The sequence below is a fragment of the Soehngenia saccharolytica DSM 12858 genome, assembly GCF_059568515.1.
Window position 1 is genome coordinate 16725 of sequence record NZ_JCANTN010000007.1, and the last position, 25014, is coordinate 41738.

At 32.7% G+C, this 25014-nt stretch carries 24 protein-coding genes; 20 read left to right on the forward strand and 4 right to left on the reverse strand.

Features of this window, described 5'->3' with window-relative positions:
• The first annotated feature begins 3 nt into the window (after window positions 1–3).
• Complete coding sequence (gene cls, locus BO51_RS03220; protein WP_496483914.1) at window positions 4–1458, forward strand: cardiolipin synthase; 1455 nt, start codon at window positions 4–6, stop codon at window positions 1456–1458.
• A 41-nt stretch (window positions 1459–1499) separates the two neighbouring features.
• On the opposite strand, the gene pepT is transcribed toward cls, so the two are convergent.
• Entirely contained in the window at window positions 1500–2726 is a 1227-nt protein-coding gene (pepT, locus tag BO51_RS03225) for a peptidase T (RefSeq protein WP_496483916.1), read from the reverse strand.
• A gap of 98 nt (window positions 2727–2824) precedes the next feature.
• Between pepT and BO51_RS03230 the strand changes: the two genes are divergently transcribed.
• The 8 genes from BO51_RS03230 to BO51_RS03265 all read left to right on the forward strand — a co-directional run bounded on the left by BO51_RS03230 (window position 2825) and on the right by BO51_RS03265 (window position 12279).
• Complete coding sequence (locus BO51_RS03230; RefSeq protein ID WP_496483918.1) at window positions 2825–3688, forward strand: DegV family protein; 864 nt, start codon at window positions 2825–2827, stop codon at window positions 3686–3688.
• Between the two features lie 184 nt (window positions 3689–3872).
• Entirely contained in the window at window positions 3873–5765 is a 1893-nt protein-coding gene (locus tag BO51_RS03235; protein ID WP_496483920.1) for an ABC transporter substrate-binding protein, read from the forward strand.
• A gap of 137 nt (window positions 5766–5902) precedes the next feature.
• Window positions 5903–6889: an ABC transporter permease gene (locus BO51_RS03240; protein WP_496483921.1), complete on the forward strand. Its 987-nt coding sequence runs from the start codon at window positions 5903–5905 to the stop codon at window positions 6887–6889.
• An 11-nt stretch (window positions 6890–6900) separates the two neighbouring features.
• Window positions 6901–8715, forward strand: coding sequence for an ABC transporter permease subunit (locus BO51_RS03245; RefSeq protein ID WP_496483923.1), 1815 nt, complete (start codon window positions 6901–6903; stop codon window positions 8713–8715).
• A gap of 12 nt (window positions 8716–8727) precedes the next feature.
• Window positions 8728–9720, forward strand: coding sequence for an ABC transporter ATP-binding protein (locus BO51_RS03250; RefSeq protein WP_496483925.1), 993 nt, complete (start codon window positions 8728–8730; stop codon window positions 9718–9720).
• Entirely contained in the window at window positions 9713–11251 is a 1539-nt protein-coding gene (locus BO51_RS03255) for an ABC transporter ATP-binding protein (protein ID WP_496483927.1), read from the forward strand. Before BO51_RS03250 ends, BO51_RS03255 begins: the two co-directional genes overlap by 8 nt.
• Window positions 11248–11454: a hypothetical protein gene (locus BO51_RS03260; RefSeq protein WP_496483929.1), complete on the forward strand. Its 207-nt coding sequence runs from the start codon at window positions 11248–11250 to the stop codon at window positions 11452–11454. The genes BO51_RS03255 and BO51_RS03260 overlap by 4 nt, the downstream gene beginning before the upstream one ends.
• Before the next feature lie 99 nt (window positions 11455–11553).
• Entirely contained in the window at window positions 11554–12279 is a 726-nt protein-coding gene (locus BO51_RS03265; RefSeq protein ID WP_496483931.1) for an HAD family hydrolase, read from the forward strand.
• Here the strand turns inward: BO51_RS03265 and BO51_RS03270 are convergent.
• The gene (locus tag BO51_RS03270) at window positions 12272–14140 is read right to left on the reverse strand and encodes an ATP-dependent helicase (RefSeq protein WP_496483933.1); all 1869 of its coding nucleotides are present in this window, start codon (window positions 14138–14140) and stop codon (window positions 12272–12274) included. The genes BO51_RS03265 and BO51_RS03270 overlap by 8 nt on opposite strands.
• A 101-nt stretch (window positions 14141–14241) precedes the next feature.
• On the opposite strand from BO51_RS03270, the gene BO51_RS03275 reads away from it, so the two are divergent.
• The 5 genes from BO51_RS03275 (at window position 14242) to BO51_RS03295 (ending at window position 18791) form a co-directional block, all read left to right on the forward strand.
• Window positions 14242–14805: a phosphatase PAP2 family protein gene (locus BO51_RS03275; RefSeq protein WP_496483935.1), complete on the forward strand. Its 564-nt coding sequence runs from the start codon at window positions 14242–14244 to the stop codon at window positions 14803–14805.
• Between the two features lie 17 nt (window positions 14806–14822).
• Window positions 14823–15629 carry a nitroreductase family protein gene (locus BO51_RS03280; RefSeq protein WP_496483937.1) on the forward strand — a complete coding sequence of 269 codons (807 nt, stop codon included), beginning with the start codon at window positions 14823–14825 and terminating at the stop codon, window positions 15627–15629.
• 37 nt (window positions 15630–15666) lie between these two features.
• Window positions 15667–16605, forward strand: a complete 939-nt coding sequence (locus BO51_RS03285) for a tetratricopeptide repeat protein (protein WP_496483939.1) — start codon at window positions 15667–15669, stop codon at window positions 16603–16605.
• Window position 16606: 1 nt separating this feature from the next.
• Window positions 16607–17359 carry a type I methionyl aminopeptidase gene (map, locus tag BO51_RS03290; RefSeq protein WP_496483941.1) on the forward strand — a complete coding sequence of 251 codons (753 nt, stop codon included), beginning with the start codon at window positions 16607–16609 and terminating at the stop codon, window positions 17357–17359.
• Window positions 17360–17429: 70 nt separating this feature from the next.
• A complete protein-coding gene (locus tag BO51_RS03295) occupies window positions 17430–18791 on the forward strand; it encodes an MATE family efflux transporter (protein WP_496483943.1) in 1362 nt (453 codons plus the stop codon).
• Here BO51_RS03295 and BO51_RS03300 read toward each other — a convergent pair.
• Window positions 18773–19126, reverse strand: coding sequence for a DUF1667 domain-containing protein (locus tag BO51_RS03300; RefSeq protein ID WP_496483945.1), 354 nt, complete (start codon window positions 19124–19126; stop codon window positions 18773–18775). The genes BO51_RS03295 and BO51_RS03300 overlap by 19 nt on opposite strands.
• Before the next feature lie 70 nt (window positions 19127–19196).
• Between BO51_RS03300 and BO51_RS03305 the strand changes: the two genes are divergently transcribed.
• Together BO51_RS03305 and BO51_RS03310 are read left to right on the forward strand one after the other, a co-directional pair.
• On the forward strand, window positions 19197–19865 hold the full coding sequence (locus tag BO51_RS03305) for an MgtC/SapB family protein (protein ID WP_496483947.1): 669 nt from the start codon (window positions 19197–19199) through the stop codon (window positions 19863–19865).
• 46 nt (window positions 19866–19911) lie between these two features.
• The gene (locus tag BO51_RS03310; protein WP_496483949.1) at window positions 19912–20529 is read left to right on the forward strand and encodes a thymidine kinase; all 618 of its coding nucleotides are present in this window, start codon (window positions 19912–19914) and stop codon (window positions 20527–20529) included.
• Between the two features lie 14 nt (window positions 20530–20543).
• On the opposite strand, the gene rodA is transcribed toward BO51_RS03310, so the two are convergent.
• Window positions 20544–21653 (reverse strand): rod shape-determining protein RodA, encoded by a 1110-nt coding sequence (gene rodA / locus BO51_RS03315; RefSeq protein ID WP_496483951.1) that lies wholly within the window; start codon window positions 21651–21653, stop codon window positions 20544–20546.
• A 92-nt stretch (window positions 21654–21745) separates the two neighbouring features.
• On the opposite strand from rodA, the gene queG reads away from it, so the two are divergent.
• The 4 genes from queG (at window position 21746) to nth (ending at window position 25009) form a co-directional block, all read left to right on the forward strand.
• Window positions 21746–22747 (forward strand): tRNA epoxyqueuosine(34) reductase QueG, encoded by a 1002-nt coding sequence (queG, locus tag BO51_RS03320; RefSeq protein ID WP_496483953.1) that lies wholly within the window; start codon window positions 21746–21748, stop codon window positions 22745–22747.
• Window positions 22748–22809: 62 nt separating this feature from the next.
• Window positions 22810–23997 (forward strand): glycine C-acetyltransferase, encoded by a 1188-nt coding sequence (locus BO51_RS03325; protein ID WP_496483955.1) that lies wholly within the window; start codon window positions 22810–22812, stop codon window positions 23995–23997.
• Between the two features lie 52 nt (window positions 23998–24049).
• Window positions 24050–24331 carry a DUF503 domain-containing protein gene (locus BO51_RS03330; RefSeq protein ID WP_496483957.1) on the forward strand — a complete coding sequence of 94 codons (282 nt, stop codon included), beginning with the start codon at window positions 24050–24052 and terminating at the stop codon, window positions 24329–24331.
• Window positions 24332–24349: 18 nt separating this feature from the next.
• On the forward strand, window positions 24350–25009 hold the full coding sequence (gene nth / locus BO51_RS03335; RefSeq protein WP_496483959.1) for an endonuclease III: 660 nt from the start codon (window positions 24350–24352) through the stop codon (window positions 25007–25009).
• Window positions 25010–25014 lie beyond the last annotated feature (5 nt).

Genomic DNA, 25014 nt, shown 5'->3' on the forward strand with positions numbered 1-25014 from the left:
TAAATGAACGATTTTGCATCAGCTTATTTTCTCATTTTTTCCAATTTGTTTTGGGTCAATTTAATATTAGCGGTGATTTTGGTTTTCTTTGAGAGAAGAAATCCTACATCTACTTGGTTATGGCTGATGGTATTGTTCTTTTTACCTGTTGTAGGTTTTATTTTTTATTTAACTATTGGTCAAGACTTATCTAAGAAAAAGACATTTAAAGTCAAGGCTGATGAAGATGACTGCTTTGATGAAATGGTGAAAGAGCAAGAAGAACTATTTAACTCAAAAAAATTTAGAGAAGAAAATTCCGAATACTTTATTTATGAAGACATTATTAATTTACACTTAAAAGGAGATAAGTCTATATTTACTTATCACAACGATGTAGAATTAATTTTTAATGGAAAGGACAAATTTAAAGAACTATTTGAAAGCATAAAGAAAGCTCAAAACTATATTTACATTGAGTACTATATATTTAAAAGCGACCATATAGGAAGTGAACTACTTGGTATTTTAACCCAAAAAGCAAATGAAGGTGTTGAAGTAAAACTTTTAGTCGACGGTATGGGAGGAAGAAAATTGACTAAGAAATCTCTCGAGCCGTTAAAACAAGCTGGTGGAGAGGTGGCTTTTTTCTTTCCATCGATTATCCCATACATCAATACTAGAGTAAATTATAGAAATCATAGGAAAATATGCATAGTAGATGGGAAAGAGGCTTTTTTGGGAGGATTTAATGTAGGAGATGAGTATCTAGGACTATCTAAGAAATTTGGAAATTGGAGAGATACTCATATTAAGATAAGAGGAGAAGCTATTAGCTTTGTCTTATGGCAATTTTTTGTTGATTGGAGATTTGCAACTAAAAAAGAGCTAAAAGGTTGCCAGACTTATATAGACAATCCAGATAGTAGAAAGACTGGTATTCAAATTGTTAGCAGTGGACCAGACTCAAAATGGCCAGGCATTAAGGATGGCTATTTCAAAATGATATCAAATGCAAAACATAAATTATACATTGAATCGCCATATTTTATACCAGATGATAGCATCTTTGAAGCCATAAAAATTGCAAGTCTCTCTGGAGTAGATGTGCGTGTGATGGTACCTAATAAACCTGACCATCCGTTCGTATATTGGGCAGGAACGAGTTATATGGGAGAATTGCTGGAAGCTGGAGTTAAGTTTTATACTTATCAAAAAGGCTTTTTACATTCTAAAGTAATCATAATGGATGATTTTGTTTCATCCGTTGGAACCGCTAATTTAGATATAAGAAGTTTTAAGTTGAATTTTGAGATCAATGCATTTATTTACGATATGGATATAAATGCAAAACTAACTGGAAGGTTTCTAGATGATATTGAAAATTGCAAAGAAATGACATTAGAAGAGTACAATAACAGATCAAATATAATAAAAATGAAAGAATCCTTTTCAAGATTGCTTTCGCCAATATTGTAAAATATTAAAAGCTCAGCATTTGCTGAGCTTTTAATATTTTATTAAAATTTTTCAGTTGATAATCTGATTATCTCTAGTACAGTTTCAACTGCTTTTTCCATGCTTTGAATTGGAATGTACTCATATTTTCCGTGGAAATTGAATCCACCTGTAAATATATTAGGACATGGCAATCCCATGAAAGATAATCTAGCTCCATCGGTGCCACCTCTAATTGGCTGAATCTTTGGTATTATACCAACATTTTCCATAGCTTCTTTTGCAAGATCCACAATGAACATCTTAGGTTCGATCATTTCTTTCATGTTGTAATAAGAATCTTTCACTTCTAAAGTGATGATATCACCATATTTCTTGTTTAAAAAATCCACGATTTCTTGCAATAATATTTTCTTGTTTTCAAATAATTCTCTAGAATGGTCTCTAATTATATAAGAAATAGTAGTATTTTCAACTGTTCCACTTATATTTGTCAAATGATAGAACCCCTCGTATTTTTCAGTGAATTCTGGTCTCTCATTTACAGGTAGCATAGAATTTAATTCCATGGCTACTAAAGCTGAATTAACCATTTTACCTTTTGCACTACCTGGATGTACGTTTCTACCTTGTATTGTTATTTTAGCGCTAGCTGCGTTGAAGTTTTCGTACTCCAATTCTCCAATAGGTCCGCCGTCAAGCGTGTAAGCAAAGGAAGCTCCAAATTTTTTTACATCGAATAAATCTGCTCCTCTTCCTATTTCTTCATCTGGTGTAAAAGCAATTCTTATTTTACCATGTGGAAGCTCAGGATGAGATAATAAATACTCCATAGCAGTTATTATTTCAGCTATTCCTGCTTTGTCGTCTGCTCCAAGTAGAGTAGTGCCATCTGTGGTTATTAGATCTAGACCTATATTATCTAATAGTTCAGGGAAATCTGAAGGGGACAATACAATACCCGCTTCTTTATTTAGTTCTATATCTTTTCCATCATAATTTTTTACTATTTTAGGATTCACATTTTTCCCTGACATATCTGGGCTAGTATCCATATGAGCAATAAATCCGATAACAGGAAGATCTTTATTAGTATTTGCAGGACATGTGGCCATTACATAACCATTTTCATCGACTTCTACTTCTACTAACCCTATTTCCTTTAATTCATTTGCTATTTGTTTAGCAAATTCTAATTGATTTTTTGTGCTAGGGTAAGTAGGTGAATTTTCATCTGATGTTGTTTCAATTTTTACATAGTTTAAAAAACGTTCTGTTAAATTTTGCAATTTAATCCCTCCCAAAATTATTTTATATCAGTCTATTGTATAAGTATAGCTTTTCTTATATTATATAATAAACTATAAAGAAAACGGAGGGATTATTTATGGAAATAAAGATATTGACAGATTCAGCAAGTGATTTGCCAGAAGAACTAATAAAAGAGTATGATATAGACGTATTACCTATGACGACAATAAAAGATGATAAAGAGTATAAAGATAAAATAGACATATCGCCTAAGGTAATTTACGACGGAATGAGAAACAAAGAAGTATTTAAGACGTCGCAAGTTACACCAGTTGCATTTGAGGAGAAATTTGAATATTATGCAAAGCAAGGCATACCTGTCGTATATGTTGGGTTTTCTTCAGAATTATCTGCAACCTATCAATCGAGCGTAATAGCGCGAGACAATGTTTTGGAAAAATATCCTGATGCTAAAATAGAAGTAATAGATACTTTAGCAGCATCTGGTGGATTTGGACTCATTGTTTTGGAAGCTGCAAAGTTAGCAAAATCAGGAACAGATGTCAGGGCAATTTTAGAAAAAGTAAATCAAGCAAAAAAATCTATTGACCATATATTTACGGTAGATGATATTGAGTATTTGTATAGGGGAGGTAGAGTTTCTAGAACCTCGGCTGTTCTTGGAGGCATGTTAAATATAAAACCAATACTTGAAGTCAAAGATGGAAAACTAATTCCTTTAGAAAAAATAAGAGGGAAGAATAAAGTTTTTACTAGAATGGTGGAACTCATGGGAGAAAGGAGCATAGATAAAGACTTTTCAAACGCAACTATTTGCATAACTCATGGCGATGATTTGGAAGGCGCCCTTAAATTAAAAGAAATGATTGAAGAAACGTACAATGCTAAAAACTTTGTCATAAACATGATAGGTGCAACAATTGGTGCTCACTCTGGACCTGGAACATTAGCATTATTCTATCCTAAGACAAGACTTTAATGATAACAAACTTTAAAGCAATATAAATATTATACAAAATTCAAGCAATTATATAAATTAAAAACATATTGAAATTCTTATGGGATTAATATATAATCTCATTAATACCTAAATTGGTCAGAATATTCTTTCGAGACTCAAAATAGGTAATTCAGTGGTAAAAAAAAACAAAGGGGGAAATTTCATGAAGAGAAAAGGTATAGTATTGCTCTTGGTATTCACAATGGTACTTACATTGTTGGCTGGCTGTACTAGCAAAAATGAGCCGACAACACCAGAAGAACCGACTACAGAAGAACCAACTGGCGAGAAACCAACTAGCCCTACAGGCAAGTTGACTATTGGTAACACTACAGAATTGTCAGGGGACTGGGTTCCATATTGGCAAAACAATGCAGCAGATTATGATATTTACAATTTCATAACAGCTCTATCGACTGTAGACATGACATTTGAAGGCGAATATCTAGTAAATGAAACTGTTGTAGAAAAATACGAAACCACTGTAAACGATGACGGATCAAAGACTTACACTTGGACAATTAAAGATGGACTAATGTATGATGATGGGACTCCAATTACTGCAAAAGACTATGTCGCTACTGTTCTTTTATGGTCATCTTCAGTAATAGGGGAAATGGGAGCAAATAATGACTATGGCTATTATCTAAAAGGATGGAAAGATTATTCTACTGGAGCGACAAAAGAGTTCCCAGGAGTCAACTTAATTGACGACAAGACATTTGCTGTAACGATTGCAGCTGAAAACATCCCTTACTTCTTTGAACTTTACCTTGCAAAAGTCGAACCAACTAAATTATCATTCTGGACAGATGAAACTGTTGAAGTAAAAGATGATGGAAATGGAGCATATTTATCAGAAAACTTCACAAAAGAAAACTTTGAAGAAAGACTTAATGCGGCAAGAAGAGAAGTTCCTAGACCTTCTACTGGACCATATGTATTAAAGAGCTATGACGAAGCTGCAAAAACAGCAGTTTTGGAAGTAAATCCAAACTTCCCTGGCGATTACACTGGTCAAAAGCCATTGATTCAAACTGTTATCTACAAAAAGGTTAATCAGGAAACAGCATTTGACGAATTGTCTACAGGCTCTGTAGATTTACTATCGGGTATGGCAAGTGGAGACGAAATAAATGCAGGACTTGATTTAGTTGAAAAAGGCGGATTTGCATATACTGATTATCCACGTTCAGGCTATGGAAAAATTCAATTCCAATGCGATCATGGTCCAACTCAATTTGTTGAAGTTAGACAAGCAATAGCACACTTAATTGATAGAAACGACTTCGCTAAAGCATTTACTGGTGGATTTGGATCAGTTGTAAATGGCCCTTATGGAGAATCAATGTGGTTCTATCAAGAAACTAAAGCAGAATTGAATCAAAAATTAAATCAATACCCATACAGCCTTGATACAGCAAAAGAACTATTGGACAAAGCAGGATTCAATCTTGATGCAAATGGAAATCCATATGAATCAGGAATCAGATATAAAAAGATGGACGATGGTACTTTAATGCCATTAATAATTGAATGGGCTTCAAGTGAGCAGAATGCAGTATCAGACTTATTAGTAGTAAAATTACAAGAAAATCCAGACTTGGCAGCTGCTGGAATTCAGATAAATCAAACTGTAATGACATTTACTGAATTATTAAACTATCTATACAGAGATGCAACTCAAGGCGCTAAATACGGAGTGCCAACATACCATATGTTCAACTTGGCAACTAACTTCAATCCTGTATACGATCTATCGACAACTTATACAACAGATCCAGATATGTTTGCTCAAGGCTACAATACAAACTTTATTTTGGATGAAGAGTTAGATAAATTATCTAAAGAAATGGTAATAGTTGATCCTGAAGATAGAGAAACATTTAAACAAAAATTTGTCGCTTTTGTTGAAAGATGGAATTATTTGTTGCCAGATGTTCCATTGTATTCAAATATTTACCATGATTTCTACAATGAGAAATTAAAAGATTACAACATAAATTCACTAGTTAAAATCTCAAAAGCTATACTATATTCATATGTAGCTGAATAATTTAATTAACAATTAAATATAGATTAAGAAATAGGGGATATCCCCTATTTCTTAATCTAAAGAATAATTTACTGATGTAAATCTATAAATTCTGTAATACTACGAAAAAATAAAATTTTATTTAAGGCGGGGAAAAAATGGTAAAGTACGTAGGAAAGAGAATTATGTATATGATTTTAGTGTTTTTAATCATGTCTATAGTACTCTTCTTCTTGTATAATTTGATTCCAGGGGATCCAGCTAGAGCTGAATTGGAACCAATTAAAAACAAGATAACACCAGAAGAGTATCAATACAGATATCAATTAGCAAGGCAAAGACTGGGACTAGATGATCCTATGCCTGTTAGATACGCAAAGTGGATGAATGGAGTTCTACATGGAGACTTAGGCATGTCATCTATATATAAGGCTCCTGTCAATCAAGTGATAGTTAATCCAATGAAAATAACGGTTTTTATTAATATATTCTCAATAATAATTACATTGGCTATTACTATACCGCTTGGGATATTCACAGCAGTTAAGAAGAATTCAATTTTCGATAAATCAGTGCAAGTATTGACTATTATTGGGTATAGCATTCCAATTTTTATAATTGCACTATTATTCATATATCTTTTTGCAGTAAAACTAGGGTGGTTCCCAGTTAGTGGACTTAATACTCCAAACTTCTCGGGGACTGCATGGGAAGAGTTTAAAGATACAATGTATCACTTGGCGCTTCCATTGGGAGTAATGACTGTAGGCTCATTAGGAGGACTAACAAGGTATATAAGAGCTGCTATGATAGACTCATTGAGCATGGACTACATAAGAACTGCAAGGGCAAAAGGACTAAAAGAAAGAGTTGTTATATTTTCTCATGCTTGGAGGAATGCATTACTTCCTATCATAACATTGCTTATTAGCTGGCTTATGAGTGTATTTGCTGGATCACTAGTAGTTGAAAGGATGTTTAACCTTAAAGGTATGGGAGACTTTTACATCTCAGCGTTGGTTAATCAAGACTACAATGTCGCACTGGCTATCCAATTATTTTATATAATTCTTGCTCTGCTTGGCAACTTACTGTCAGATTTAAGCTATGGTATAGTTGATCCAAGAGTTAGAGTAAATAAATAAGGAGGAGAACTATGTCAAAAGAAAAAGATCAAAAGAAGAAAAGATCTCCTCTCCTTAAGATGCTATTTGGCGGGAAAGGTGATTTATCAATATATGAAGAAGAACTAGTGCAAAGTCCTTTGAGAACTATCATATCAAATTTTAGAGACAATAAAGTTGCCATGACAGGTTTTATTGGTTTCATTATAATACTTTTAATAGTCATTATTGGACCATTTATATACCCTATCGACACATCTTTTTCTGAAGTTTCTCAAATAAACGTAGCGCCCGGACTTGATATGATGGATGTACCTAAACAACTTCAGGGGAACATTAAACAAATTTCTATTGGACCTACTTTTTCGGTTGGTATTTCAAATGATGGAGAAGTCTTCATCTGGGGTAAAACAAGGATATCATCAGCTTTAGATGTCGCAAATATTCCGGAAGACATGGGGAAAATAGTTCAAGTTTCTGCTGGGTTTGACCACATTATCTTTTTAAATGAAGATGGGAAGCTATTCTTCTCTGGGAACAATAGGCAAAGGCAATGTAGCCCTCCTTATGAAGTCGAAAACTTAACAAATATAAAACAAATTGAAGCAGGTTATCAATCTTCAATAGTAGTCACTGAAGATGGATATGTGTATTATTTTGGGAATTCAATGAACAATGATTATAACGAGATGAATCCATATCAAGGCCAAATCGATAAAGTAGTTACAACTGCTGATGGAGTTATTGGATTAACTAAATCAGGAGAAGTCGTATACCTAGGAAATCAGCAAAATGCATATACTAGATTTCCTGAGAACATGGGGAAAATTGTAGACATAGGGACAACTGCAAGTACAGTAGCTGCTGTTAACGAAGATGGCAAAGTCTTTGTATGGGGCAATATCTCAACTAAAGGAGAAGGAAAACCTCCTGTATTGGAAGAAAAAATTATTTCTATTCAAGGTGGGAGATACCATTATACAGCTTTAACCGAGAATGGAAAGATTGTATCGTGGGGAGCTAATAATTACAAACAATCCGAAGTTCCATCAGAGCTAAAAGATGTCAAGATAGTAAATTATTATACTGACTATTATCAAAACTATGCAATTGATGAAAATGGAAATCTTCATACTTGGGGTTTGAAAGGATATGTATTTGGAACAGATGAATTAGGAAGGGATATTCTCTCCAGGTTGATTAATGGTGGAAGAATGTCCGTGTTTATTGGTGCGGTAGCAGTAGTTATTTCCACAATTATAGGGATCATCGTAGGTAGTATTTCAGGATTTGTCGGGGGTAAGGTTGACACAGTTTTACAGAGAATATCTGAAATGGTTGCATCATTGCCATTCTTGCCATTTGCAATGATATTATCTTCGCTCATTGGGAATGCGCTTACTTCAAATCAGAGAATATTTATGATAATGGTAATTTTAGGGCTATTATCTTGGCCGGGATTACAAAGACTCGTTAGAGCCCAAATATTGTCAATTAGAGAACAAGAATATGTAACTGCTGCTAAATCAGTTGGTATAAAACAATCAAGTATTATTTTCAAACATATATTACCAAATGTCGTTTCTGTAATTATTGTATCTGCTACTTTAGACTTTGCGACAAGTATGCTTACAGAAGCAACATTATCCTACCTTGGATTCGGGGTACAGCCTCCTCAGCCAACATGGGGGAATATGCTATATGGTGCTAACAATAGTATAGTTATTCAAAATTACTGGTGGAGATGGGTATTTGCTTCCATTATATTAGGTGTATGCGTAATTTGCATCAACTTAATTGGTGATGGTTTAAGAGATGCGATTGACCCTAAATCTCAAGAACGTTAGGGGGAAGAATAGATGGCACTATTAGAAATTAAGGATCTTCACACATTTTTCAAAACAAAAAGAGGCATAGTAAAAGCTGTAAATGGTGTAACTTATTCAGTTGACCAAGGTAAAACTTTGGGGCTTGTTGGCGAGTCCGGAAGTGGAAAAAGCGTATCTGCAATGAGCATTATCAAGTTGTTAGATGGCAATGGCTATATAGAAAGTGGAGAAATTCTATTCGACGGGAAAAATTTAGTTGAAGTTCCAATTAGAGAGATGACTCATATTAGAGGGAATGATGTTTCAGTTATTTTCCAAGAGCCAATGACATCATTAAACCCTGTATTTACCATAGAAAGACAAGTAGCAGAACCTTTCATGATTCACCAAAAAATGAATAAAAAGGAAGCTAACAAAGAAGTAGTTAACATGCTTTCTTTAGTAAAAATACCCAACCCTGAATCAGTAGCAAAACAATATCCTCATCAATTGTCAGGCGGTATGAGACAAAGAGTAATGATAGCGATGGCATTAGCTTGCATGCCAAAATTGTTAATTGCAGATGAACCTACCACAGCTCTCGATGTAACAATACAAGCGCAGATATTGAAACTAATGAATGAACTTAAGTCAAAAATAGGCACATCGATTTTATTTATTACCCATGACTTGGGAGTAATAAATCAAATGGCTGATGATGTGGCTGTAATGTATTGCGGCCAAGTTGTAGAAAAAGCTCCAAGAAGAACAATTTTTGCGGATATAAGTAAATACATGCATCCTTATACTGAAGGATTGATGTATTCTATACCAAGATTGGATACAGAAAAAGGTAAAAGGCTAGAAGCTATTCCCGGTTCGGTGCCACATCCATTGGACTTACCAAAAGGATGCAAGTTTGCACCGAGATGTAAATATGCTACTGATAAATGCAACAATGAAGAACCCGAACTTCACACAATAGAAAATGATCATCAAATAAGATGCTTTTATCCACAGAAAGGGGTGAGAGCAAATGCCTAAAATAAAAGATGGTAAAAAAGTATTAATCAGAGTGGAAAATTTAAAGCAGTATTTCCCTGTTAAAAAAGGATCTATCTTTAACCCAGAGCATTTGTTTGTTAGAGCCAATGATGATGTAACTTTGGATATTTATGAAGGAGAAACTTTTGGACTAGTTGGAGAGAGCGGTTGTGGAAAGTCCACACTAGGAAGAACTTTACTCCAATTGTATGAACAAACAGACGGAAGGACATTATATTATGGAAGAAGCATTGATGATATAACACCCAAATATGTTTTGGAAGTTTATAAGAATTTAGATAAAGAAGTTAAAGAACTCCATCAGCTTAGACACAGAGAGAACGAAGACAAAGAAAACTATGAAAAACTAACCGATGGAAATGAAAAGTACAAAGCTCTTGAAAAATATCGAGAATCAGAGAAAAAAGCGAGAAACAAATATCTGGATATTGTTGAACTCGTTGGAGGCTTTTTAGTAGCTGATGATTTTACTGAGATTTCAAAAGTGTTAACAAGCCAATATGAAGTAAAAATACAAGCTAAAGAAATTAGGGATGAAATAAGAAAATTACAAATTGAATCGACCGAACTAAAAAATAAGGGCAAGTCAAGTGATAGTCAGAACAGTAAAATAGAAGAATTAAGAAAAGAGCTTGAAAAGAAAGAAAAGGCTATTGCTGATTTTGAATTAGAAGTCGAAAAATTAAAAGATAAATATAATAGTCACCCTGATTTTGAAAAATACGAGAGCAAAAAAGACGATGGGATTAATTTAGCCAAATTGGAAGAAGAGGAAATGAGAAGACTAAGAAAGGACTTGCAACTCATATTCCAAGATCCTTATTCTTCTCTAAATCCTAGATTAACTGTGGGGCAAATTATTTCAGAGGGCTTGTATGCGCACAATATGTTCCCTAAAAATAGCGAGGAAACTCAGAAATACATTTTGTCAACCATGGAAAAATGTGGGCTAGCACCTTATTTTGTCCATAGATATCCTCATCAATTCTCAGGTGGACAAAGACAGAGAATTGGGATTGCTAGATCAGTTGCATTGGATCCTAAGTTTATAGTATGCGATGAGGCTGTGTCTGCACTAGATGTATCCATACAATCGCAAATAATAAATCTTTTAATTGATTTGAAAGAGCAAGAGAACCTAACTTATATGTTTATTAGCCATGATTTAAGTGTTATTAGGTATATCAGCGATAGAGTTGGGGTAATGTATTTGGGGAATATTGTAGAATTAGCTGATACTGAAGAAATATTTGAAAACATGATGCATCCTTATACTCAGGCATTACTGTCAGCCATACCAACTACTGACCCTGAAGGAACTAAAATAGAAGTGCTTGAAGGCGATATACCAAGCCCTATTAAGCCACCTACTGGATGTAAGTTCCACACTAGATGCAAGTATGCAACAGAAATATGCTCGCAAGTACAGCCACAATTTGAAGAAGCTAGACCTGGGCATTTTGTTGCCTGCCATCACAAGCTGAATGAGCAAAATAAAGAAATGATGTGATTAAAGTGTTTTTCCAAAGCAAAATAGATCGTGCTTTTAAATGGTTAAATGAAAAAAACAATAAGGATGAAAGCTCTGAAGAGAATGAAGACATTGAATTAGAAAAAATGGATATCTTAGCTATCATCATATCTGCAATTATTGTTTTTTTACCCATTTTCATAGTATTAGGCTTAATCATATTCTTTGTATTAAAGTTATAAATATCGGCACTTATGTGCCGATATTTATATTTGACAATAATTATTATTAGCATTATAATAGCCCAAAGTACAATCAAAAAATTCAAAGGAGTGATTAATATGAGCAATACTGCTGCGTTTTTTGATATTGATGGAACTATTTTTAGAAAGTCTTTAATGATAGAGCACTTTAGAAAATTAATTGCTTTTGAGATTATAAGCCCTGAAATTTGGTATACCAAGATAGAAAAGGCATATTTAGACTGGGAGAAAAGATATGGCGATTTTGAGGAGTATTTAGAAATACTTGCTGATGTATATGTTGAAGAATTAAAAGGGATAAGAAAAGACTATATGGAATTTATTGCAAAGCATGTAATAGAATTGAATTGGGACATGGTTTATAAATATTCTAGGAGACAAATAGAATGGCATAAAGAAAATGGGCATGACATATTTTTTATCTCCGGAAGTCCGGACTTTTTAGTTTCTGAAATGGCAAAAAAATATGGAGCTACAGAATATAGAGGCTCTGTGTATCTAGTCGATGAAAACAATTGTTTCACTGGCGAACTAATCAAGATGTGGGATTCTGAAAGCAAGGAAAAAGCACTAAATGAGATAATTGACAAATATGATGTGAATTTAACACAGAGCTTTGCTTATGGCGATACTTCTGGCGACTTTTCAATGTTGAAATTAGTTGGCAATCCGATAGCAATAAATCCAAACCTTGAATTACTAAATATGATAAAAAATGACGACTCCTTGTCAAAGAAAATTCAAATAATAGTAGAAAGGAAAAATGTAATATATAAACTAAATTCGGATGTTGAACTCATTTAGCGCTATTTATTTTATTCAATTCATCGATGAATTCAGATTGTTTTACAAATGTTGAGTCTAAGACATTGTAACATGTGAGTGTAAGTTCTTCTTTTGCTCTAGTCATGCCCACATAGAACAATCTGCGTTCCTCTTCAAAGTCGAATATATTTCCTCCATTTTTTAAATCCAAACTAGAAGAACTAGGAAACTGGCCATTAATTAGATCGATCATTATTACTTTATCGAATTCTAAGCCTTTAGCTCCATGAATTGTGGATAGCAATAAATTGCTTTTTTCCTTAGAGGAATCTTTTATGATTTTTTCTAGGTTTGTCAATTTGGAGCGAAACTCATCAACTGATTTTACATCTTCTGCTATTAATTTCAAATAAAAAATCATTTGCATAATTGTTTCGTACGTGTAGCCAAGCCTATTGGAATTTTCTTTTATGTAGTCATGGTAATTTAGGTTAAAGACTATATAGTCAATTGCGTCTTTTATGTTTAAATTGCTTATTTTCTTAAAATCAAGCTCTAATTCTCTAATTCTGGTTTTGTAAAATTCACTTAAACCAGGATAAGATAACAAATTAGAAAACACACTTCTACTACTTGGGTGTGTATAAGCCCAAGCAACCATTTTTTTTGAAATATATCCCTTCTTTTTGTAATAAATCTTTGAATACAATTGCACATCTGTTGGTTTACGAGAAAATTCTATAAAGTTAAATATGTCTTTTAGCAACCAGTGATTAAAAAACTTCAATTTAAAATCCCTCATGTAGAATTTGTAATTTTTTTTAGTCAAAAAGTAGATTAATCCAATTGAAGATAAATTATTTCTGTAAAGGACTGCCATTGATTTATCTAAATTATTATTTATTTCATCAATAATAAACCCATATTGATCTAAGATAGATTTAAATTTTAATATTTTTACAGGTGATTTATAAGGATTTCTTGTAAAAATATCTTTATCATATCTATTTATATTATTTGATATGAATGAATAACTTGCATTTACTATATTTTTTGACGAACGATAATTCTCTTTCAGGTAGTAAACTTTTCCATTTGGGTACATTTTATTAAATTCTAGCAATTGCTTCGGATAAGCGCCTCGAAAACCATATATTGATTGATCATCATCCGCTACAATAAATATATTGTTAGATGGACTTGAAATTAGGTTGATGATTTTAAACTGAATAATTGAAGTGTCTTGTCCTTCATCGACTTGTATAAAGTCATATTTATTTTTATAATAATTTAAGATTTTCTTGTCATTGGATAGGATTTCATACGCCATTGATAACATATCGTCAAAATCAATATAATTATTGTCTTTCTTGTACTTTTCGTATAAATAAAATATATCAATGAAATTTTCTACATCAATTTTTTTGTTTTTTATAAATTCTTCAGGCGTAATACACATATTTTTAATATATCCTGCATATGAAAAGAAATTTTCAAGTTTTTCTTCTGTTATCATATTTTTATTTATATTTAGATATATACTTGATATTAAAGTATATTTATTTATTTTTGTAGCCTCATTTTCTATTAAGAAGTAATTTTTATTAGCTTTCTTTGAATAAGCTCGAATGACTTCATAACAAAAAGCATGAATGGTCATAAAAGGTGGAACCATTGAATCTTCATGAAATAATTGCTGATATCTCATTTTCATATCAAGAGCAGATGCTTTGCTGAATGTGATTGATAGTATTTTATTAGGGCGAATTTTATTTATGTTAACTAAATTATATATACGATGAATTAAAACTGTAGTCTTTCCTGAACCTGGCACTGCTAAGATCAGAGCTGGACCATATAAATGGGAGACTGCAGACTTTTGTTCTTCACTTAATTGCATTTTATCCTCCTTATCAGGTAATATTATATCTCTGTTTTTAATTATACTCTTTATTCATTTGTAATAATATACTATAATAATAGTAAGTCAAGAGGTGAAAGATGAAAAAATTATTTCATAGATTTGATGACTATTTTATAGACATATTCAATAAGAGAATTAAAAATGGTTGGCTTGACAGAATAATGTATTTTATAACAAATTTTGGTGGAGCAATATTTAATACGATTATATCATGCATATTGATATTGTTCGGAAGTGGGAAGATAAGGTATTTGGGAATTGAACTACTTGTGGCGCTTATGTTCAGTCAATTTTTTGTACAAATTTTAAAAAGAACACTTGGCAGGCAGAGACCGTATAAAGTATTAAATGATTTAAATACTTTCGGAATAGAAATGAAAGATTATTCATTCCCGTCAGGGCATACTACGGCTAGTTTTTGTGTGGCCGTAGTTATTTCAATAAACTATCCACAGATGTTGCCTTTTACCGTATTGTTTGCCGTTTTGATTGGCATAAGCAGAATTTATCTGGGAGTTCATTTCCCATCAGATGTATTAGCGGGTGTCATTTTGGGAATAACCTCTGCATTTATAGTTCACTATTATTTCCAATGGGCAGTGCATATGTTAAATAACTTATTTACAGTATTCAAATTATAAAATTGAGGGGGATTATTATGAACATGATGAATTTTTTAAAGACTCGAAAATCAACAAGAGAATTTAAAGATAAACCGCTTACAGAAAGCGATTATAAGAAAATTGAAGATATTATAGCGGATATTAATTTTAAGGCGCAACAACATTTAATTAAGATGAAATTATATGAGTATGGTAAAAATATTTATAAAAATTTAAAAGGCGTAGCTGGCTATTCAGGAGTTATGATAGAAAGCCCTCATTATATAGCGCTAGAAAATGAAACAAGCAAGCGAGAATCTGTGATATACAGCGGGTATTTCATGGAAAAAGTCATAACAGAATTAAATAATTTAGGGATTGGAACTTGTTGGATCAGTTTAAGCAATGTAGATTCTGAATTAAAAGAACAAGTTTTTGGCGAAGACTCAAGCAAGGTTAATTACTTATTAGCAATAGGGTACCCAAAACCTAAGAGCCCATTTGCACAAGAACCTTTTAGTGAAAGAATTGGCGTAGAAGAAATGGTTTATATAAATAACCTTGATAAAAATGCAAGTATTAGTGAACTCGAAAATCGAGGATTAGGAGACTTGTTTTTCTATGTTAGATTTGCACCATCTACTTTAAACAAACAACCATGGAGATTTATACTGCATGATGACTACGTTGAATTATTATTGGTTGACGATGGCGATATTAACTATATTGATGCAGGGATCATCATGTATTATTTCGAAGAATTAGCTAAAATCCAAGGGATAAACAACAAGTGGGAGCTAGTGTTAGAAAAAACTGAGCATAAAAACGAAAAATATATTCTAATAGGGAGATATAAGATATAATTAAATATCTCAATTTATATTTATAAAGGAATGGAAAATGGAAGTTAAAGCAAAAAATTATTTTTTATTAGCAGAAAATTCATATCTAGATGGCGATAAAGAGAAAGCTATTGCTTTCTACAACAAAGCATTAGAATTTATTTCAGATGATAGTGAAAAAGCTATTGCATTCTTTAATATAGGTGCCATATACAATGAAATGGGATTGATATCTGAATCAATATTAGCTTTGGAAAAAGCTATAAGCATCAATCCATATTATACAGATGCACTCAAGTATTTAGGTATTATATATGAGGAAATAGGAGATTATAAAAAAGCACTGGATAATTATGAAAAAGTGCTTTTTTATAATAAATCTGATGTAGACGCTATGTATAATCATGCAAGATTGTTGGATTTACTTGGAGATGAGGAGCTAGCACTAAGTGAATATCTTAAAATATTGGAGTTAGAACAAGACAATGTATATGTTTTGAATAATATTGGTTCTATTTATGAAGGACGAAAAGATTATGAGAAGAGTCTTTATTACCTCAATAGAAGTTTAGAAGCTTCTAATGAGTATTATTTATCACATTTCAATATAGCAGTGGTATATAAAGAAATGAATGAAATTGATTTAGCAATTGAACATTATATGACTGCAAAACGACTAAATCCTAACTATGATAAAACGTATTTAAACTTGTCAGAGATTTACATTGAAGCAAGAAAATACGAAGATGCAATCGCCATACTTTCTGAAGGGATCATATTCAACCCAAATGCTTCAGATTTGTATTATAACAGAGCATGCTGTCATGCTATATCAAAAGAATATGAGAAAGCAATTAGCGATTTATATGTAGCAATTGAGATGGATAAAGGCTTATATTATTGGATAATATCTGACAGCGATTTTGAATTGATGAGAAAAACTGATATTTACAAGAAATTTATTAGTGAAATAAACAGTACAAAGAAAGGATATTAAGATGATTATAATTAAGACACAAGAAGAAATCTTGAAGATGAAAAAAGCAGGTGAAATTTTAGCGGATGTCCATAGGAAACTAGCTACAATGATTAAACCAGGAATCTCTACTTTGGAATTAGACCGTTTTGTAGATGAATATTTACTAAGCATAGGAGCATATCCAGAACAAAAAGGATATAGAGGGTTTCCTTATGCTATATGCGCATCGGTGAACGATGAGATTTGCCATGGATTTCCAAGGAAAGAACCATTAAAAGAGGGAGATATTGTTACTATAGATATGGTTGTGAATTACGAAGGATATTTAGCTGATTCCGCATGGTCCTATCCTGTTGGAGAAATATCAGAGAATGCCAAAAATCTTTTAGAAGTCACTAAAAAAGCATTGTATTTAGGAATTGAACAAGCTATTGTTGGCAATAGATTAGGAGATATCGGATATGCGATTCAAAGTTTTGTTGAATCAAACGGATACTCAGTTGTAAGAGACTTTGTGGGTCATGGAATTGGGAAAGAGATGCATGAAGACCCTCAAGTACCCCATTATGGAAAGCCAAATAGAGGAATTAGATTGACAGAAGGAATGGTAATAACGATTGAGCCGATGGTAAATGAGGGTGTATATTCGATGAAAATAGATGACAATGAATGGACAGCTAGAACTCTTGATGGCAAATTGTCGGCTCAATACGAACATACTATTGCAATTACTAAAGATGGACCGATGATTTTAACAAATCAAGATTTATAAAATTTAAGCTCCAGGAATTATTCAATAGCCAGGAGCTTAAACTTTCATATCAACCGCTATGGAGGGAAGAATGGCAAAAGATATAAATTTAACTGAAGGAAATATCATCAAAACTCTTACAAAATTAGCAATTCCAATAATGGGAACTTCATTTATACAGATGGCGTATAATCTAACCGATGTTATGTGGCTAGGGAGACTCAGCACTAAAGCAGTTGCTGCAGCAGGCACTGCAGGTTTTTTTATGTGGCTTGCCAATTCACTAGTTTTAATCACGCAAGTTGGATTAGGAGTAAATGTAGCTCAAAATATTGGAAAAGGCGATATAAAAAAGGCAAAAGATTACACAAATACTGGATTTCAAACCGGTATCATCATAGCGGTGATATATGCTGCTATTTTAGTGATATTTAATAAAGAACTTATTTCATTCTTTAATTTAAAAGAACTAGATGTAATACATATGAGTGAATCATATTTAAGGATAATTGGTTCGGGCATAATTTTCCACTTATTAAATCCAATATTTTCAGTATCTCTTAATAGTTCTGGAAATAGCGTCACTCCATTTAGAACTAATGCTATTGGTCTTTTATTTAACATTATAATAGATCCAGCGCTAATCTTCGGATTGGGTCCATTTCCTAAGATGGGAATTCAAGGAGCTGCGATAGCGACAATACTATCTCAGCTTATTGTCACAATAGGCTTTGTCATAGCAGGCAAGAGAAATGACCTTATTTATTCACATGTAAAGGTATTTAAAAAACTTGATATTACAAAATCAATAACTATAATTAAGCTTGGTTTGCCACCAGCAGTCCAAAATACAGTTCATGCTTTTGTAAGCATGATAATTACAAGAATTATAGCAAAATTTGGCGCTTTGCCAATTGCAGTAATGACAGTTGGGTCACAGATTGAGTCGTTATCATGGACAACATCAGACGGATTTTCTGCTGCGCTGTCAGCATTTGTTGGACAAAACTTTGGGGCTAAGAAGTATAATAGAGTAAAGGAAGGATATCATAAAGGAATTAAAGTTCTAACGGGATTTGGTTTGGCTGTTTCTTTATTATTTATATTATTTCCTGAGCCGATTTTTAGCATTTTTACTCCTGAGGATCCATTGGCAATAAAAGCAGGTGGTGCCTATTTGAGAATTTTAGGATTGTCTCAAGCATTCATGAGTCTTGAAATTGGTACAGCTGGGTCTTTTAATGGTTTAGGAAAGACTTTGCCTCCGACAGTTGTTGGGACAACATTAAATATTCTAAGAATCCCAGCTGCAATCATTTTATCAGGCACATCGTTAGGAGTTGAAGGGGTTTGGTGGACAATAAGCATGTCAAGTGTTTTAAAGGGTATTATTTTATATATAATGATTACAATGGAATTTAGAAAAGACATATATTATACTACTCTGCGCTGAGCCACAACATCTGCGCCAGTACCTAATATATTTTTAATTATGACTGTACCTTTTTCTATAGGGGCTTGGACTTTTGTGTTTTCTATCGTTTGAATTACATCAGCAATTAGATTGCAAGGGATTTCAGTAGTAGTCCTAACAGGGATTTTTGACATTTTTCCATTAGTCAATATTGCCCTTGCGGTCACAATTTTTGATTCTTCGCTGGAATTTAATTTTGCATAGGAAAGACCTTTTGAACATTTATAACCATTGTATGTTATGCGGTTGCCGTCTTTAATAATTTCAATACTGCAATTATTTTTACAACCATTGCAATTGAATAAATCATTCATAATAAACACCTCGATTATAATTATAGCATAACCATAGTCTTATTCAATAATATCAATTAGGGGGAAAGAGATGCTAAAAAATAGTGATATACTCATCAGGCTTATTTTGGCAGCCTTTATTGGAGGACTTATTGGTATAGAGAGGGAAGCTAGCAATAGACCAGCTGGATTTAGAACTCACATATTGGTAAGCGTAGGTTCTACTTTGATGATGCTAGTTTCGACTAATGGGGCTACTAATGGTGGAGATTCGACAAGGATAGCAGCTCAAGTTGTTAGTGGGATTGGCTTTTTAGGTGCAGGTACAATCCTTAGAAATGGCAATACAATTAAGGGACTAACAACTGCAGCAAGTTTATGGGTGTGTGCAGGAATAGGGTTGGCAATAGGTCAAGGCTTTTACTTTGCAGGCATAATAACAACACTAATTGCTTTTTTGTCTTTAATGTATTTGGGGAAATTGGAGAAAACAATATTATCAGATGTATATAATCAACTCACAATTGTAGGTAGAGAAAGAAATGGCTTGATTGGAGATATTGGGACTATACTGGGGAGAAACAATATAACGATTAAAAATATAGATATAAGAGAGATTAAAAAATTGGAATCAGGTGATAGTATAATAGAAATAAATCTATCTATAAAAAGACCTGTCGGATCAGACGACTATGAGTTCATACAGATGCTGAGTTTAATAGAAGGTATTGATTCTGTGGAAATAGATGGCATAAAATAAACGCTAAAAATTGACAAGAGAATAATTTGATATGGAGGTAATAGTTTTGCATCAATATAAAGGAAAGTTAATTATTCATACAGGCTCTATGTTTTCAGGGAAGACATCGTCATTGGAAAAAGATATTAAGAGATTTAATATTGCAGGGTACAAAACAATTGCATTTAAGCCGGCAGTTGATACTAGATTTAAGAGCTCCGATATTATATCTCATGATGAGATGAGCATTGAAGCAATTTTAGTTGAGAATATAGAGAGCATAAAAAAATATTGCGAGATAAGTAACCCTGAAGTTATAGCAATAGATGAAATCCAGTTTTTAGACGGGGATATAAAAGATATAATAAATACAATAACCGAATTTTTGTCCAGAGACATAACAGTTATCGTAGCAGGACTTGATGTTGACTTTGAGGGCAGACCTTTTGAAATAGTCAAGGAATTGATGCCACTCGCAGATTATTTGACAAAACATCATGCTGTTTGCGTGAAATGTGGTAGCGATGCATGGATTAGCCATAGAAAGACCAAGGATAAAGAGAGAGTTGTCATAGGAGCATCAAGAGAATATGAACCACTGTGCAGGAGCTGTTACTTAAAAGAGAAAAATGAAGAAGATGCTATCATAAATAAAAATCAAGTTTCATTATTTAAAAAGGGTTGATAAATCAACCCTTTTTAAAAACTCAATCCTTCTTTATGCAATCCAATGCTGAGAACTATTCCAACACACACTAGATTTATTAGTTGAAAAGTGCCTCCATAACTCATAAATGGAAGTGGAATGCCTGTTATTGGCATAAGTCCAATAGTCATACCTATATTTTGAAATATATGAAAAAACATCAATGATGCTATTCCTGTCACTACTAATGAGGCAAAAGTATCGGATGTATTTCGAGCTATTTTTATCATTCTCATCAATAGTATAAAATAGAGCACTAATAATATTGCTCCTCCGATAAAACCAAGCTCTTCCACCAGTACAGCAAAAATAAAATCAGTTTGTTTTTCAGGCAGATAGTTTAATTGAGTCTGAGTGCCATTGAATAAGCCTCTGCCAAATATTTTTCCACTGCCTATGGCAATTTTGCTTTGAAGTGCTTGATAACCAGTATTGGAAGCATCTCTTCCAGGATTCATGAAGTTTAAAATTCTTTCTTTTTGGTAATAGTCCATTTGCAACCAAACAATAGGTAGACTCAATATCCCTGCACCTAATGCTGCTAAGTAGTATTTAATCCTTAGACCAGCTACGAACAACATCACAGCAGTAAAGAAAACAAATACAATAGCTGTGCCTAAATCAGGCTGTTGTAAAATAAGAGCAATTGGTATTATCGCAAAAACAAGGATTTTTGCTAGTACTTTTGGAGAATTTATCTCCTCTTTATTTTTGTCAATTATTCTAGCTAAAAAGATTATAACTCCTAATTTCGCAAATTCTGCAGGTTGAAATCCAAATGACCCGATATAAAGCCAAGATCTCGAACCCCATTGCTCGTCGCCTACCCCTACAATTAAAACTGCAGCTAATAAACCAATTGACAAAACATAAATCGGGATATATAGTTTTTCTAACAGCTCATAGTCAAAGAATACAAGAACTAATATCGCAATCAACCCGATAATTGTCGAAGCAATTTGAGTTTTTACATATCTAGTGCTGTCTAAACTCAAAGTAGCTGAATATATAATAACTATGCCATAGATACACAATAGAATAGTTGTAATTAACAACAAGAAGTCAAATTTCTTAAATGATTTTTTGTTTAAATTTATAAGCATCAAATCTACCCCTTTTCCATTGATATTATAACACATTTAATTTATATCTGATAGTATGATTTAAGGGTACAAAATTTCTAATAGGTGATAATATGAAGGTTGAATTAATAATCGAAAAATCATTAGAAATCGGTTTAGACTTAATTGGCTTTACTGATGCATCAATTTTAAATAGAATAGAAGAAAAAATTAGTAACAGATTTGAAGAAAATTTAGCAACAGAATTTGAGAATAGCGACATATCAAAGAGAGTAAACCCTAGAGAAATAATGAAAAGCGCTAATAGTATAATAGTGGTAGGATTGCCTTACTTTTATGAAAGTTATAACAATAATAATAGACTCTATGGGAAATTAGCTAGGTCATCTTGGGGGATAGACTATCATATAGTAATTAAAAATTATTTAAATAAACTAGCAGATAAATTATTACAATATGAAAAATTTGAATACTCTATTCTGGCCGACACTTCACCTTTAGTAGATAGAGAAATTGCCTATAAAGCTGGGATAGGATACTATGGGAAAAATACAAGTATAATAAACGACAAATATGGATCTTTTATTTTCATTGGATACTTACTTACAGATTTACGCCTTGATAAATACAGTGTTCCAATAGAATCACAATGCGGGGAATGCGATATTTGTTTGAGAAGCTGCCCTGGTAAAGCTATAGAAGAGCCTTACAAACTCAATCCTAAAAAATGTATTTCGTATCTCACTCAAACAAAACATTATTTAAACGAAGAAGAAAGCAAAAAAATGGGTATAAACATTTATGGATGCGATATATGCCAAATTGTCTGCCCTAAAAATGAAAATATAAAAGAGTCCCATTTTGACGAATTTAAACCATATAAAACGAATGGAATTGTTGATATTAAAGAGATTATATGCATGAGTAAGAGAGAGTTTGAAAATAAATATGGGGATATGTCAGGCGCTTGGAGAGGCAAAAATGTTTTAACGAGAAATGCAATTATTGCATTAGAAAATATAGGATATATTGACAATGAGATAAAAAAAGCTCTAGAGAATAATAGCTCTGAATTTTTGAAGCCATACATTGTTAGGTATTTATCTAAATTTTGATTAAAATAGATTATTAATATGGTATAATTCTATTGTAAATTATAAATATTGGAGGGATATAAGTGTCAAATGTACATGAGTTGAACTTTTTAAAAGAAAAAATTCAAGAATTAAAGGATCAAGGAGTATATAGAAAACTACCTGTTTTAGATTCCCCTACGGGTCCTGAGGTCATTTTAAATGGAAAGAAAGTCATTAATCTATCCTCTAATAACTACCTTGGGTTTGCAAATCATGAAAGGCTTAGAAAGGCAGCAATAAAAGCTGTAGAAGAGTACGGAGCTGGTTCTGGAGCTGTAAGAACTATAATTGGAAATATGAAGATACATGAGGATCTAGAAAAAATTCTCTCTGAATTCAAGAGAGAAGAGGCAGTATTTGTTTATCAATCTGGTTTTAATTGCAATGCAGGAACAATACAAGCTATTACTGAAGAGGGAGATATAATAATTTCAGATGAGTTGAACCATGCTTCAATTATTGATGGTTCTAGATTATCTAAAGCTGATAGAGCAATTTACAAGCATTCTGATATGGATAGCTTAGAAAAAGTACTAAAAGAGAGCAGAAAAAAATACAAAAATATTCTTGTCATAACCGATGGAGTATTTAGCATGGATGGAGATATAGCTAAATTACCAGAAATAGTAGAATTAGCTGAAAGATATGATGCAATGACTTATGTTGACGATGCGCATGGTTCAGGTGTACTAGGAGAGAGTGGAAGAGGCACAGTAGATCATTTTAAACTACACAATAGAGTTGATTTCTCAATTGGAACTTTATCCAAAGCAATAGGCTCTGTTGGAGGATATGTAGCAGGTTCTCAGACCATGTATGAATGGTTGAGCCATAGAGCAAGACCAGCACTTTTTTCAACTTCCTTGCCTCCTGCAGCTGTTGGCGCATCAATTGAAGCGATTAAAATGTTAATGGAATCAACTGAATATACAGACAAACTTTGGGATAATGCAAGATATTTCAAGGCGAAAATGAGCCAATCTGGATTTGACATAGGAAATAGTGAAACACCAATTACACCTGTTATTATTGGTGAAGAAGGAAAAACTATGGAATTTTCCAGAAAGTTGCTTGAAAACGGTGTATTTGTTTCTGGAATAGTATTCCCAACTGTTCCAAAGAATACAGGCAGAGTAAGATGCATGGTTACAGCAGCTCATTCAAAAGAACAACTCGATATAGCAGTTGAGGTATTTAATAAAGTTGGCCGAGAAATGGGTCTTATATAATATGAATTAAGGGAAGACTAGTCTTCCCTTAATTTTAAATTTAGGTGATATTATGATTGTTGGGTGCTGTGAAATAGAATTGTATATATATGAATCATATTCATTAAAAAACAAGAGAATGGTAATAAAAAGCATAATAGAAAGAATGAAACGTAGATATAATATTTCTATATCTGAGGTTGGAGACAATGATATATGGAACAAATCATTTGTAGCATTTTGCACCGTGTCAAACAACTTAGTACACGTTGATAAAATTATCCAAGAATGTCTTGATTTTTTGGAATTAGATGATAGGATAGAGATACTAAATAGTGTAACGAATTATTATTAACAGGAGTACTTGATATAAATGAAAAAGAAATTAACAAAAAAAGAAGCTTTAGATGTGCTAGACATATTGGAGAAAATATATCCACAAGCGAAAGCTCAACTGAATTTTAGTAATGAATTTGAACTTTTAATTGCTACAATACTATCAGCACAATGTACCGATGTTAGAGTGAATAAAGTAACAGATAGATTATTTACAGAATTTAAAACCCCTAAAGATTACATAAATTTAGGAGAAGAAAAGCTAGCAGAGATAATAAAAAGCTGTGGAATTGCTAATAATAAATCTAAAAACATTGTAAATGCATGTATCATGCTAGAGGAGAAATACGGAGGGAAAGTTCCAGACAGTTTTGATGAATTAATTAAGTTGCCTGGGGTTGGAAGAAAAACAGCTAATGTGGTTTTGAGCAATGCTTTTAACATTCCTGCCATTGCTGTTGACACGCATGTTTTTAGAGTTTCAAATAGAATTGGGTTAGCTAATAGTTCAACTGTAGAGGGTACTGAAAAAGATCTAATGGAGATAATTCCAAAAGAAAAGTGGAGCAAAGCTCATCATATTCTCATATTTCATGGTAGAAACACATGTAAAGCTAGGAACCCTTCATGCAATGAATGCCCTATAAATAGTAAATGTTTATATCACAGAAAAAATATGCTGAATTTTAGAAAATAAAGGGG

Excerpts from the sequence above, each read along its gene's own strand:
- cls (WP_496483914.1), top strand. The coding sequence starts at position 4 with ATGAACGATTTTGCATCAGCTTATTTTCTCATTTTTTCCAATTTGTTT.
- BO51_RS03230 (WP_496483918.1), top strand. The coding sequence starts at position 2,825 with ATGGAAATAAAGATATTGACAGATTCAGCAAGTGATTTGCCAGAAGAA.
- BO51_RS03235 (WP_496483920.1), top strand. The coding sequence starts at position 3,873 with ATGAAGAGAAAAGGTATAGTATTGCTCTTGGTATTCACAATGGTACTT.
- BO51_RS03240 (WP_496483921.1), top strand. The coding sequence starts at position 5,903 with ATGGTAAAGTACGTAGGAAAGAGAATTATGTATATGATTTTAGTGTTT.
- BO51_RS03245 (WP_496483923.1), top strand. The coding sequence starts at position 6,901 with ATGTCAAAAGAAAAAGATCAAAAGAAGAAAAGATCTCCTCTCCTTAAG.
- BO51_RS03250 (WP_496483925.1), top strand. The coding sequence starts at position 8,728 with ATGGCACTATTAGAAATTAAGGATCTTCACACATTTTTCAAAACAAAA.
- BO51_RS03255 (WP_496483927.1), top strand. The coding sequence starts at position 9,713 with ATGCCTAAAATAAAAGATGGTAAAAAAGTATTAATCAGAGTGGAAAAT.
- BO51_RS03265 (WP_496483931.1), top strand. The coding sequence starts at position 11,554 with ATGAGCAATACTGCTGCGTTTTTTGATATTGATGGAACTATTTTTAGA.
- BO51_RS03270 (WP_496483933.1), bottom strand. The coding sequence starts at position 14,140 with ATGCAATTAAGTGAAGAACAAAAGTCTGCAGTCTCCCATTTATATGGT.
- BO51_RS03275 (WP_496483935.1), top strand. The coding sequence starts at position 14,242 with ATGAAAAAATTATTTCATAGATTTGATGACTATTTTATAGACATATTC.
- BO51_RS03280 (WP_496483937.1), top strand. The coding sequence starts at position 14,823 with ATGAACATGATGAATTTTTTAAAGACTCGAAAATCAACAAGAGAATTT.
- BO51_RS03285 (WP_496483939.1), top strand. The coding sequence starts at position 15,667 with ATGGAAGTTAAAGCAAAAAATTATTTTTTATTAGCAGAAAATTCATAT.
- map (WP_496483941.1), top strand. The coding sequence starts at position 16,607 with ATGATTATAATTAAGACACAAGAAGAAATCTTGAAGATGAAAAAAGCA.
- BO51_RS03295 (WP_496483943.1), top strand. The coding sequence starts at position 17,430 with ATGGCAAAAGATATAAATTTAACTGAAGGAAATATCATCAAAACTCTT.
- BO51_RS03300 (WP_496483945.1), bottom strand. The coding sequence starts at position 19,126 with ATGAATGATTTATTCAATTGCAATGGTTGTAAAAATAATTGCAGTATT.
- BO51_RS03305 (WP_496483947.1), top strand. The coding sequence starts at position 19,197 with ATGCTAAAAAATAGTGATATACTCATCAGGCTTATTTTGGCAGCCTTT.
- rodA (WP_496483951.1), bottom strand. The coding sequence starts at position 21,653 with ATGCTTATAAATTTAAACAAAAAATCATTTAAGAAATTTGACTTCTTG.
- queG (WP_496483953.1), top strand. The coding sequence starts at position 21,746 with ATGAAGGTTGAATTAATAATCGAAAAATCATTAGAAATCGGTTTAGAC.
- BO51_RS03330 (WP_496483957.1), top strand. The coding sequence starts at position 24,050 with ATGATTGTTGGGTGCTGTGAAATAGAATTGTATATATATGAATCATAT.
- nth (WP_496483959.1), top strand. The coding sequence starts at position 24,350 with ATGAAAAAGAAATTAACAAAAAAAGAAGCTTTAGATGTGCTAGACATA.